Origin of the sequence: Acidiphilium sp., assembly GCF_049977125.1 — a bacterium.
GTDB lineage: Bacteria > Pseudomonadota > Alphaproteobacteria > Acetobacterales > Acetobacteraceae > Acidiphilium.
In genome coordinates this window covers 24,731-36,303 of record NZ_JBMFGY010000026.1, presented here as the reverse complement: position 1 = coordinate 36,303, position 11,573 = coordinate 24,731, and the positions used below count along the sequence as shown (strand labels likewise).

10 protein-coding genes are annotated in these 11,573 nt (G+C 63.8%); 2 read left to right on the top strand and 8 right to left on the bottom strand.

What is annotated here, in order from left to right; translation table 11 throughout:
• Window positions 1–372 precede the first annotated feature (372 nt).
• On the bottom strand, window positions 373–3,060 hold the full coding sequence (gene acnA, locus ACP5E6_RS06545) for an aconitate hydratase AcnA (protein WP_427953029.1): 2,688 nt from the start codon (window positions 3,058–3,060) through the stop codon (window positions 373–375).
• A gap of 114 nt (window positions 3,061–3,174) precedes the next feature.
• On the opposite strand from acnA, the gene ccmA reads away from it, so the two are divergent.
• The gene (gene ccmA, locus ACP5E6_RS06540; protein ID WP_427953028.1) at window positions 3,175–3,780 is read left to right on the top strand and encodes a heme ABC exporter ATP-binding protein CcmA; all 606 of its coding nucleotides are present in this window, start codon (window positions 3,175–3,177) and stop codon (window positions 3,778–3,780) included.
• Complete coding sequence (gene ccmB / locus ACP5E6_RS06535) at window positions 3,777–4,430, top strand: heme exporter protein CcmB (protein WP_427953026.1); 654 nt, start codon at window positions 3,777–3,779, stop codon at window positions 4,428–4,430. Before ccmA ends, ccmB begins: the two co-directional genes overlap by 4 nt.
• 38 nt (window positions 4,431–4,468) lie before the next feature.
• Here the strand turns inward: ccmB and ACP5E6_RS06530 are convergent, their stop codons facing one another.
• The 7 genes from ACP5E6_RS06530 to ACP5E6_RS06500 form a co-directional block, all read right to left on the bottom strand.
• A complete protein-coding gene (locus tag ACP5E6_RS06530; protein WP_427953024.1) occupies window positions 4,469–5,443 on the bottom strand; it encodes an ABC transporter ATP-binding protein in 975 nt (324 codons plus the stop codon).
• Window positions 5,440–6,438, bottom strand: a complete 999-nt coding sequence (locus tag ACP5E6_RS06525) for an ABC transporter ATP-binding protein (protein WP_427953022.1) — start codon at window positions 6,436–6,438, stop codon at window positions 5,440–5,442. The genes ACP5E6_RS06530 and ACP5E6_RS06525 overlap by 4 nt, the downstream gene beginning before the upstream one ends.
• Window positions 6,435–7,409: an ABC transporter permease gene (locus ACP5E6_RS06520; protein ID WP_427953020.1), complete on the bottom strand. Its 975-nt coding sequence runs from the start codon at window positions 7,407–7,409 to the stop codon at window positions 6,435–6,437. Before ACP5E6_RS06520 ends, ACP5E6_RS06525 begins: the two co-directional genes overlap by 4 nt.
• Window position 7,410: 1 nt before the next feature.
• Window positions 7,411–8,430: an ABC transporter permease gene (locus ACP5E6_RS06515; protein WP_427953018.1), complete on the bottom strand. Its 1,020-nt coding sequence runs from the start codon at window positions 8,428–8,430 to the stop codon at window positions 7,411–7,413.
• Window positions 8,427–10,070, bottom strand: a complete 1,644-nt coding sequence (locus tag ACP5E6_RS06510) for an ABC transporter substrate-binding protein (protein ID WP_427953016.1) — start codon at window positions 10,068–10,070, stop codon at window positions 8,427–8,429. Before ACP5E6_RS06510 ends, ACP5E6_RS06515 begins: the two co-directional genes overlap by 4 nt.
• A complete protein-coding gene (gene trpS / locus ACP5E6_RS06505; protein WP_427953014.1) occupies window positions 10,067–11,068 on the bottom strand; it encodes a tryptophan--tRNA ligase in 1,002 nt (333 codons plus the stop codon). Before trpS ends, ACP5E6_RS06510 begins: the two co-directional genes overlap by 4 nt.
• Window positions 11,069–11,147: 79 nt before the next feature.
• The gene (locus tag ACP5E6_RS06500) at window positions 11,148–11,477 is read right to left on the bottom strand and encodes a hypothetical protein (protein WP_427953012.1); all 330 of its coding nucleotides are present in this window, start codon (window positions 11,475–11,477) and stop codon (window positions 11,148–11,150) included.
• Window positions 11,478–11,573 lie beyond the last annotated feature (96 nt).

Sequence of the window (11,573 nt, the reverse complement as noted above, 5' to 3'; positions counted from 1 at the left end):
CGGGTGGTCAGGCGGGACAGGCGGGCGTGGAACATGACGCCGAAAGGGGACGGGAGACGTGCGGGGCGGCCCTGCACCGGCACGCTGGCGGCGGCGATGGATTTTTTCAGACTAGCGATGAAACCCGCGAAGCGGGTGAAGAGGGTGAGTGCCGCGTTCATGGGGGTGTTAGAGCATAGGCGGCGGGGGGTGGGAAAGTGTTAGTTTGGGAAAGACCGGTCGGGCGCGATCGATGGAGGGGTGGGGTGCGGAAGAGCACCCCACCGACGTCTTGCTAGGTCCGGGACGATAAAACCGCCCCGGACCCAGATGAACAAAAGTTTTTTGCTTCTTTTTTACAAAAAAGAAGCCTTCCTTACTTAATAACGCCCGTTACGCCGCCCGTGCCATATTACGCAGGACGTAGTGCAGGATGCCGCCGTTTTCGTAGTACATGACTTCGTCTTTGGTATCGACGCGGCAGAGGAGGGTGGTTTTGTCGGTGGTGCCGTTGGTGCGGTGGATCAGCATTTCGATGTCCATGCGGGGGGTGAGGGCGTCGAGGCCGAGGATGTCGATGGTTTCGTCGCCTTTGAGGTCGAGGGTTTTGCGGGTGGTGCCGTCTTTGAAGACCAGAGGGAGGATGCCCATGCCGACGAGGTTGGAGCGGTGGATGCGTTCGAAGCTTTCGGCGATGACGGCGCGGATGCCGAGGAGCATGGTGCCTTTGGCGGCCCAGTCGCGGGAGGAGCCGGTGCCGTATTCGCGGCCGACGAAGGCGACGAGGGGGATGTTTTCGGCTTTGTAGCGCATGGCGGCGTCGTAGATCGGCATCTGGGTGCCGGAGGGGTAGTGTTTGGTGTAGCCGCCTTCGACGTTGTTCAGCATTTCGTTACGGATGCGGATGTTGGCGAAGGTGCCGCGCATCATGATTTCGTGGTTGCCGCGGCGGGAGCCGTAGGAGTTGAAGTCTTTGGGCAGGATCTGGCGTTCGGCGAGGTATTCGCCGGCGGGGGTGGTGGCGCGGAAGCTGCCGGCGGGGGAGATGTGGTCGGTGGTGATGGAATCGCCGAGCAGGGCGAGGATGCGGGCCCCTTTGATGTCGGTGACCGGGGCGGGGTCCATGGTCATGCCGTCGAAATAGGGGGGGTTTTTGACGTAGGTGGAGGCGCTGGACCAGCGGTAGGTTTCGGCGGAGCCTTCGACTTCGATTTCCTGCCATTGTTTCGGGCCTTTGAAGACGTCGCCGTAGCGGTCGAGGAACATCTCGCGGGTGAGGGAGGATTTCACGAGGTCGGCGATTTCCTTGGTGGTGGGCCAGATGTCCTTGAGGAAGATGTCGCGGCCGGATTGGTCCTGGCCGATCGGGGCGGTGGTGATGTCGAGGCTCATGGTGCCGAGGAGGGCGTAGGCGACGACGAGCGGGGGTGAGGCGAGGTAGTTGGCGCGGACGTTGGGGTGGACGCGGCCTTCGAAATTGCGGTTGCCGGAGAGGACGGAGACGGCGACGAGTTTGTTGTCTTCGATGGCTTCGGCGATCGCGTCGTCGAGCGGGCCGGAGTTGCCGATGCAGGTGGTGCAGCCGTAGCCGACGGTCTCGAAGCCGAGCGCGTCGAGATCGGCGGAGAGGCCGGATTTGTCGAGATATTCGGTGACGACCTGCGAGCCGGGGGCGAGGGAGGTTTTCACCCAGGGTTTGGGTTTGAGGCCGAGGGCGCGGGCTTTGCGGGCGACGAGGCCGGCGGCGACCAGGACGGAGGGGTTGGAGGTGTTGGTGCAGGAGGTGATGGCGGCGATCACGACGTCGCCATGGGTGATCGAGAAGTTCTTGCCGGCGACTTCGGCTTTGGTTGCGATGTCGTTGGCGGGGACGCCGAGGGATTTGGTCAGTTCGGTGGCGAAGGCGCTGGATGCTTTGGAGAGGGCGACGCGATCCTGCGGGCGTTTGGGGCCGGCGAGGGAGGGTTCGACGGTGGAGAGGTCGAGTTCCAGCGTATCGGAGAACAGGAGTTCGGACTCGTCGCGCCAGAGGCCCTGGGCTTTGCAATAGGCTTCGACCAGTTTGATCCGGTGTTCGTCGCGGCCGGAGAGTTTCATGTAGTCGAGCGTGATCTGGTCGACCGGGAAGAAGCCGCAGGTGGCGCCGTATTCGGGGGCCATGTTGGCGATGGTGGCGCGGTCGGCCAGCGGGAGCTGGTCGAGGCCGGCGCCGTAGAATTCGACGAATTTGCCGACGACGCCTTTTTTGCGGAGCATTTGCGTGACGGTGAGGACGAGGTCGGTCGCGGTGATGCCTTCGCGCAGGGAGCCGGTGAGTTTGAAGCCGATGACGTCGGGGATCAGCATGGCGATCGGCTGGCCGAGCATGGCGGCTTCGGCCTCGATGCCGCCGACGCCCCAGCCGAGCACGCCCATGCCGTTGACCATTGTGGTGTGGCTGTCGGTGCCGAACAGCGTGTCGGGGTAGGCGAGGGTTTTACCGTCGGTTGTGGCGGTCCAGACCGCCTGGGCGAGGTATTCGAGGTTGACCTGGTGGCAGATGCCGGTGCCGGGGGGGACGACGCGGAAATTGTCGAAGGCTTCCTGGCCCCAGCGGAGGAATTCGTAGCGTTCGCCGTTGCGTTCGAATTCGAGTTCGACATTGCGTTCCAGCGCGTCCTTGCGGCCGAACACGTCGACCATCACGGAGTGGTCGATCACCAAATCGACCGGCACCAGCGGATTCACCTTGTCGGCATTGCCGCCGAGCTTGACGATGCCGTCGCGCATGGCGGCGAGGTCGACCACGGCGGGGACGCCGGTGAAATCCTGCATCAGGATGCGGGCGGGGCGGAAGGGGACGTCGCGTTCGGAATGGGCGGCATCGACCCAGGCGACGAGGGCTTTGGCGTCTTCGACGGTGTAGGAGGTGCCGTTTTCGAAGCGGAGGACGTTTTCGAGCAGGATTTTCAGCGTGCGCGGCAAGCGGGAAATATCGCCGAGCTTTTCAGCGGCGGCATTGAGTGCGAAATAGGTGTACTCCTTGTCCTCGACGCGCAGCGTCGTCTCCACTTTCAGACTGTCCTGACCGATCATGTTCATCACGCGGGTTCCCCTTCGCAGCGTTCGGCGTTTCGCGCCGCAGCAAAATCGAGTTGTCCTCCGCTTTAATCACGGTGACAGCCGCGCGTCCATCGTTGAAGCGGCAGTCTAGCGATGCTGGAAGCCCAGAATCTGGCCGCGATCCGCGGTGAACGTCTTGTGTTCGCAAATGTCTCTTTTTTACTCCGGGCCGGTGAGGCGCTGCTGCTGGTTGGACCGAACGGGGCGGGCAAGTCCTCGCTGATCCGTCTGCTTGCCGGATTGACACCGCCGGCCGCCGGTGCGTTGCTCTGGAACGGCGAGGACGCGCTCGACGATCCGCCGCTGCATGCGACGCGCCTCGCCTTCGTCGGGCATATGGATGCGATCAAGCCGGGCCTCACCGTCGCTGATAATCTGGGCCTTACCCGTAAAGTCGCCCGGTCAGAGATCGTTGCGGCGCTTGCGACCGTTGATCTTGATCGTTTCGCTGATCTGCCGGCCCGGCTGCTGTCATCGGGTCAGCGCCGCCGCCTCGCTCTGTCGCGCCTCGCGCTCAGCGACGCCCCGCTCTGGTTGCTCGATGAACCGACCACCGGTCTTGATGCGGCCTCGGTCCGCCGGCTTGAGGGCAATTTTGCGGCGCATCGCGCCCGCGGCGGCATGATCATCGCGGCAACCCATTTGCCGCTCGACCTGCCGGATGCCAAGCCGCTCGACCTCAGCCGGACGATTTCATGACCAAATTTCTGGCGCTGATCCGCCGCGAGCTGATTCTTGCCCTGCGCCATGCCGGTGATTCGGTGGCCGCGCTGCTGTTTTTCATCATCGCGGCGAGTCTGTTCGCCTTCGCGATCGGACCGGCGCCGACGGTTCTGTCCGGCATTGCGCCTGGCGTGATCTGGGTGATCGCGCTGCTGGCGGCGTTATTGCCGTTGAACCGGCTGTTTGCCGCCGATTATGAGGATGGCGCGCTCGATCAATTGATGGTCTCCGGCTTGCCGGCCAGTGCTGTGGCATTCGGCAAGATCATCGGCCACTGGCTCACCACCGGCTTGCCACTCCTGGTCATTGCCGGGCCGGTTGCCATCATGCTGCGCCTCGATGAGTCGGCCGTGCCACAATTGCTGCTCACTTTGTTGCCGGGCACGATATTGCTGTCGCTGGTGGGTGGCATGAGTGCCGCCATCACCCTCGGTGCGCGCGGCGGCACCGTGCTGCTTCCCCTGATCGCGCTGCCGCTGATGATCCCTGCGCTGATCTTTGGCGCTGCCGGGGCCGTCACGCCGCATCCGGTTGCCGAGTTCGCCATGCTGTTGGGTTTGCTTGCGCTATTCCTGCCGCTCGCGCCGCTGGCGGCGGGTGCGGCGCTTCGCGCGGCGGTGTCGTGACGCATCGGCCCGTGCGTTGATGCTCGCGTGCCGGCGTGTCAGACCGGACGGGGATGAAAGCAGGCGGTCAATCTGCCGTCGGGTTGAACGGCGAGCGATGGTTTGGTGGTTTTGCAGACCTCGGTGGCGTAGCCGCAGCGGGGGTGGAACGGGCAGCCGCCCGGCGGATTGGACGGGCTTGGTGGATCGCCGGCGAGGGTGATGCGGCGGCGCCCGGCGACGGGCGTGGCCGTGGGTACCGCTGAAATCAGGGCCTCGGTGTAGGGGTGGGCCGGCGAGGTCAGGACCTGTTCGGTGGCGCCGAGCTCGATGATGGTGCCGAGATACATCACCGCGACCCGATCCGCGATCTGGCGCACGACGCCGAGGTCGTGGGCGATGAACAACATGGCGATGTTGCGCGTGCGTTTCAGGTCGGTCAGCAGGTTGATGATCTGGGCCTGGACCGAAACGTCGAGGGCGGAGACCGGTTCATCGGCGATGATCAGTTTTGGCGATAGCGCCAGGGCGCGGGCGATGCCGACGCGCTGGCGCTGGCCGCCTGAGAATTCATGGGGAAAGCGATCGAGGTGTTCGGGGCGGAGCCCGACATCCGCGATCAGGCCCGTGACGGCGGCGCGCACCGCGCGGTGGTTGCCGCGGTGATGAACGATCAGCGGTTCGGCGACGATGTCGCGCACCCGGCGGCGCGGATTGAGCGAGGCGTAGGGGTCCTGGAAGATCATTTGCAGATCGGCGCGGGTTTCGCGCAGGCTGGCGCCGCGTTGGTGCGTGATGTCGGTGCCGGCGAGGGTGATGGTCCCGGATGTGACATCGAGCAGGCGGGTGACGCAGCGGCCGAGGGTGGATTTGCCGCAACCGGATTCGCCGACCAGGCCGAGGGTTTCGCCATAGTCGATGGTGAAGGAGACGGCATCGACCGCTTTGATCACGGTGCGGCCGGAGGAAAGGATCGAGCTGCCGGTGGTGTAGGTTTTCGAGAGGCGATCGATCGCGAGGAGTGGGGTGGTCATGCGGCGAGGGCCTGGGCGCGGGCGGCGGTGCGTTCGGCGGCTTGGATGATGCAGGCGGTGGGGTGCCCGGTGCCGGATAAGGGGGGTGGTGCGGCGAGGCAGGCCGGGCGGACGAAGGCGCAGCGGGGTGAGAAGGCGCAGCCTTGCGGTCGGCGGTCAAGCGCCGGGGGCAGGCCGGGGATGGTGGCGAGGCGGGGGCGGCGGATGCCGTCGAGCGCCGGCATCGAGCCGAGCAGGCCCCAGGTGTAGGGATGCTGGGGATCGGCGAAGAGGGCGCTCGTGGCGGCGGTTTCGACGATGCGGCCGGAATACATCACCGCGACGCGATCGGCGGTTTCGGCAACGACGCCGAGGTTGTGGGTGATCAGGATGACGGCGGAATTGAAATCGTCGCGCAGCTTGCGGATCAGTTCGAGGATCTGGGCCTGGACCGTCACGTCGAGCGCGGTGGTGGGTTCATCGGCGAGCAGGAGGGCGGGGTTGCAGGAGAGCGCCATGGCGATCACGGCGCGTTGGCGCTGGCCGCCGGAGAGTTCCTGCGGGTAGCGCGATGCGATGCGGGTGGGGTCGGGCAGGCCGACGGCATCGAGCAATTCGACCGCGCGGGTTTTGGCGCCGGCGCGCGACAGGTCGGTGTGGATGCGGATCTGTTCGATGATCTGGGCGCCGATGGTGAAGACCGGGGTCAGGGCGGTCATCGGGTCCTGGAAGATCATGGCGATGGCGCCGCCGCGCAGCTTGCGCAGGGTTGCCGGTGGCTGGCCGAGCAGTTCGGTGCCGCGAAACCGGATCGAGCCGGTGAGGATGGCGTTGGGGTCGCCGATCAGATCGAGGATGGCGAGCACGGTGAGGGATTTGCCGGAGCCGGATTCACCGACGATGCCGAGAATTTCGCGTTCGGCGATGCTGAAGCTCACGCCGTCGACCGCGCGGATCAGGCCGGTGCGGGTGCGGAAGCTGACCGCAAGGTCGCTGATTTCGAGGAGAGGGGTCATCGGCGGAGCCTCATGCGGGGGTCGAACGCGGCGTAGACGATGTCGACCACCGCGTTGGAGACGACGACGAAGACCGAGGCATAGATGACGGTGGCCATGATCATCGGCAGGTCCAGGGTTTCGAGCGCCTGATAGGTCAGGTAGCCGACGCCCTGCAGACCGAACACCACCTCGGTCAGCAAGGCGCCACCGCCGACCAGCACGCCGAAATCGAGGCCGAATAAGGTCACGACACTGACCAGCGAGCAACGCAGGGCGTGGTGCAGCAGGACCTGGCGTTCGGTGAGACCTTTGGCGCGGGCGGTGCGGATGAAATCTTCCTGCATGGTCTCGATCAAGGCGGCGCGCAGGACGCGGGCATAAAGGCCGATGTAGAGAATGGCGAGAGTGATCCACGGGATCAATAGCGATTTGAACCATAGGCTCGGCGACTGCGTGAAGTCGACATAACCGAGCGGCGGCACCCAGGAGAACAGCCAGGTGTGATGCCAGATGCCCTGGGTGAACAAATTGGCCATGGTGCCGACCCAGAATACCGGCATGGAAATGCCGATCAGGGACAGCACCATCAGGAGGCGATCGATCCAGGTGTTGCGGAAGGCGGCGGCCAGCGCGCCGATCGCGATGGCGCAGACGATCCAGATGACGGCGGCGCCGGCAACCAGCGAGAGCGTGACCGGGGCGGCTTTGAACACCTGCGGGACGACTTTTTCGCCGAGGTTGACGTAGGAGGTGAGGTTGCGGGTGATGAAGATTTTTTTCATCATCAGCGCATATTGCACGGGGAGCGGCCGGTTGAGGCCGAATTGCTGTTCAACGCGCGCGAGGGTCTGCGGTGAGGCATTCTTGCCGGCGATGCGCGCCGCTGGATTGGCACCGGGGGTGGCAAAGAAGATCAGGAAGACCAGGACCGAGATGCCGAAGAGCACCGCGATCATATGGGTCAGGCGGCGGAGGATGGTGGCCAGCATGTCAGTTCCGCAGCTTCGCGCGCGGGTCGAGCGCGTCGCGCAGACCATCGCCGAGGATGTTGAGGGCGAGCACGGTGATGACGATGGCGAGGCCGGGCGCGATGGCGACGATCGGGCGCGTGTAGATCAGGCTCTCGCCGTCATGGATGATGGTGCCCCAGCTTGCGGCGGGGGGTTGCACGCCGATCGAGAGGAACGACAGGGCGGCTTCGGTCAGCAGATCGAGGGCGACGATCAGAGGCGCGAATACCACCAGCGAAGAGATGACATTGGGCAGGATATCGTACCACAGGATGCGCCAGGCCGGCGCGCCGATGCCGATGGCGGCGAGGACGTATTCGCTCTGGCGCAGGCCGATCACCAGGCCGCGCACCGGCCGGGCGACATAGGGGACGTAGATGACGCCGATGATGGTGATCGGCAACGCGAGGCTCGATGCGTCGAGCCGGAACAAGCCGAAATTGATCCCGTGCGCGATCAGCACCACCGACAGCGAAATGGCGAGAAGGAAGACCGGGAACGCCCAGAGCGCATCGAGCAGCCAGGAGATGATGCGATCGACCCAGCCGCCGAAGAACCCGGCGAGGATGCCGGTGATCGCGGCGAGGAGGAGGCAGATGGCGGCGGCGGCGAAAGAAATGGTCAGCGAATTTTCCCCGCCGTAGAGCATCCGCGCCGCGACGTCGCGCCCCTGCTGGTCGGCGCCGAGCATGTAGGGGCCGAGACGCCAGGACGGGCCGATCGGCTCGATGCCGAGGTGAAGCGGGTTGTTCGCGGCGCCGAGCACCTCGATGGTTTTGCCGTGGCGGATCACGGTGCCGGAGAGGTTCGAGCGGAACGGGTTGGTGTGGGCGATATGGGCCGCATACCAAGGTGCCGAGGCGCAGAGCAGCGCGATGACGAGGAGGATGGCGAGCGAGATCATCGCGGCCCGGTCGTGCAGCAGTTTGCGCCCGGCCAGGGTCCAGTAACCCGGCGCGGGGGGTGCAAGGTCGGGTTCGCTCTGTAGCGTGTCGCTCATTTGACCACCGCGAGTTGGGGCAGAAACATGTATTCACCGCTGAAGGTAAAATTTTTCAGCGTGGCGGAGGTAAAATCGAGTTTTGCAACTGAAAACAGGCTGACCACGACGGCGCGGCGGGTGATCTGGTGATCGACATGCGCCCAGATTTTATTGGCGGCGTTGGGATGGAGAAGTGATAATGTTTCGGCCTGCGCCATTTCGGTATCGATGCCGGGATCGCAGAAGCCGGAGATGTTGATCGAATTGTCGGACCCCTTTCGGAATGAACCGCAGGAGAACAGGACGTCGAGAAAATCCGAGGCGGCGGGATAATCCTGATCCCAATCGGTGATCGAGATCTGGACCTTGTTGTTGGTGTTCTGGATATAGTTGAATTCGATATTCGAGGAGATCGGCTTGACGTTGGCGACAAACCCGAGGCGGTTGAGAACATCCTGCAAATAGATGCCGATCTGGCGGAACGGCGATTGCACTTCGGTGATCACCGTGACGTGCTGACCGATCATGCCGGATTTTTTCATGTATTCATGCGCGAGTTGCCAGTCCGGCGCTGACCAGGTGGGGCCGGGGTTTTTGGTGTAGGGGCAATAGGCCTGATAGCCGGGCATTTCGGGTGGGAGGATCTGGCAATCCGGTTTGGCCAGCGCGTTGCCGCCGAACAGTTTGACCATCGATTCGCGATTGACCGCGTATTCGACGGCAAGGCGTGCATCCTTGTTGTTGAACGGCGGAATATTCACGTTCATCGGGGCGTAATAGAACCAGTTGACCGGGTGGATGTGGACCTGCTTGGTGAATTTCGTTGCGATTTCGTTCAACCGGTCGGCGGGGACGTCTTCAAACATCCAGTCATACTGGTTGTTTTCAACGGCCGTGACCTGGGATTCCGCCGAAAGACCGAAGCGATAGTCGATTTTGTCGGGATAGCCTTTCGGTTGGGCAAGCCTGCTCCATTGGTGGAAATACGGATTGCGCACCATCACGATGCCGCCGGACGGGTTATAGGATTGCACCATATAGGCACCGCTGCCGGGAATCGGGTGGGTGCCCATGTCGTGATCGGGCGTATCGGCCGGCAGAATGGCGCCGAAGGGCACCGCCAACTGGTCAAGAAATTCGGAATCGGGGTGCCGGAGATGGATGGTGATCGTGTTGGTCGCGGCATCGGTCACCACGCCGGGCAACGTGCAATGACGTGGATGCGCGTTGCAGGTGCGGCCACCGACGATCACGTCATACCAGGTCCCGGCGTTCGGGTTGTTCACCTTGAACAGGCGGCGGAAACTATGGGCGACGGCCTGCACCGTCACGGGGTCGCCGTTGGAGAATCTGATGCCCTGACGCAGGTGAAAGACGTAGGTCGTCCCGTGGTTGGTCGGCTTTGGCACGTCGGTCGCGAGATCGGGTACGATGGTGAGCGATTTTGCGCCGCCGGTTTTCGCGAAGGTGACCAGACCATCGTACATCGCCTGGAAGATCTCCCAATAGCGTTCGGTATAGTTGATCTGGGGGTCGAACGAGCCTGAGCCGGCGGTGGTGATCAGCCGCAGGGTGCCGCCGTCATCGGCTTTGCTGGTGGCCGCTTGTGCGGAGGCGAGGCTGGTGGCGAAGACCAGCAGGGCAGCGAGGCGCCTCATGGGGCCGGCAGCAGGCCAACCAGCCGTTCGGCTTCGGCGACGATCGGATTGGCGATGGCGGCGGCGCGGCTGGCGCCGCGGTGCAGAACGCTGTCGATATGGGAGGGGTCGGCGGCGAGGCGATTGGTTTCGTCACGGATCGGGGTGAGTGTTTCGATCACCAGTTCGGTCAGGCGTTCTTTGAGGTGGCCGAATCCCTGGTTGGCGTGATCGCGCAGCACTTCGGCCGGGGTGATGCCGGCGAGGGCGGCGAAAATGCCGACCAGGTTGCGGGCCTCGGGGCGGGTTTCGAGTTTTTCGGGGTGATCGGGCAGGTCGGCCGGGTCGGTTTTGGCCCGGCGGATTTTCTGGGCGATGGCGTCGTTGTCATCGGTCAGATTGATCCGGCTCTGGTCCGATGTGTCGGATTTCGACATTTTTTTGGCCCCGTCGCGCAGGCTCATGATGCGGGCGGTGCTGGTCATGATGCGCGGGTGGATGGTGGGGAAAAAATCCGTCTCGTAATCGTGATTGAACTTTTGCGCGATGTCGTTGGCGAGTTCGAGATGCTGGCTCTGATCGTCGCCGACGGGCACCTCGGTGGCGTGATAGGCAAGGATATCGGCGGCCATCAGGTTGGGATAGACGAACAACCCGGTCGAGACCGCTTCACGGTCCTTACCGGCTTTATCCTTGAACTGGGTCATCCGGTTCAGCCAGCCGAAACGCGCCACGCAATTGAAGATCCAGGCAAGTCGCGTGTGCGCGTGGACGGCCGATTGGTGAAACAGAATGCTCCTGTCCGGATCGATGCCGCAGGCGATCAACAGGGCGGCGTTGGTCCGCGTCTGCGCGCGCAACGCGGCGGGGTCCTGCCATACGGTGATCGCGTGCAGATCGACCAGACAATAAATCCCTTCATTGTCCTGCTGCAGTGCCACCCAGTTCTGGATGGCGCCGAGATAATTACCCAAATGTGCGATGCCGGTGGGCTGGATGCCTGAAAATATGCGTGCCATCCGGGCTGTATCAGCCGGGTTCGGCTTCGGGGTCAAGCAGGCCGGGCAGGCGGCCTCAGCGAGGGTGGGCGTGCGGCGATCAGGCGCTGATGTTGAGCAGGGATGCTGGGTTGGTGCCCGCGCTGCCGGTGCCGGAGCTGCTGCTCGAGCCCGGACTGGCGCCGCTGCTCGGCAGATCCGTGGTGATGACCGAGACAATCGAGCCGTTCGGAGCGGTGACCGTCGTTGTGGTGCTGCCATCCGGATTTGTCACCACCGTCGTCGTGTCGGACGCTGAACTCGCGCTCGCACCCGAACTGGCGCTCGCTCCGGATTTGCCGCTGCCTCCCGCGCTGGCACCGGCATGGGCGGCGCCGGTGGCCTGGGTTGGCGCGACCTGGCTGGCGGCTGCAACGGCTTCGACATTCATGATACAACATCCTCACGTTCAATGGCGTCCGAGATTAGGCTGAATTGGTTAACAAAAGTGATCGGCTGGATGGTGGATTGGTAACGGAATGTAAAT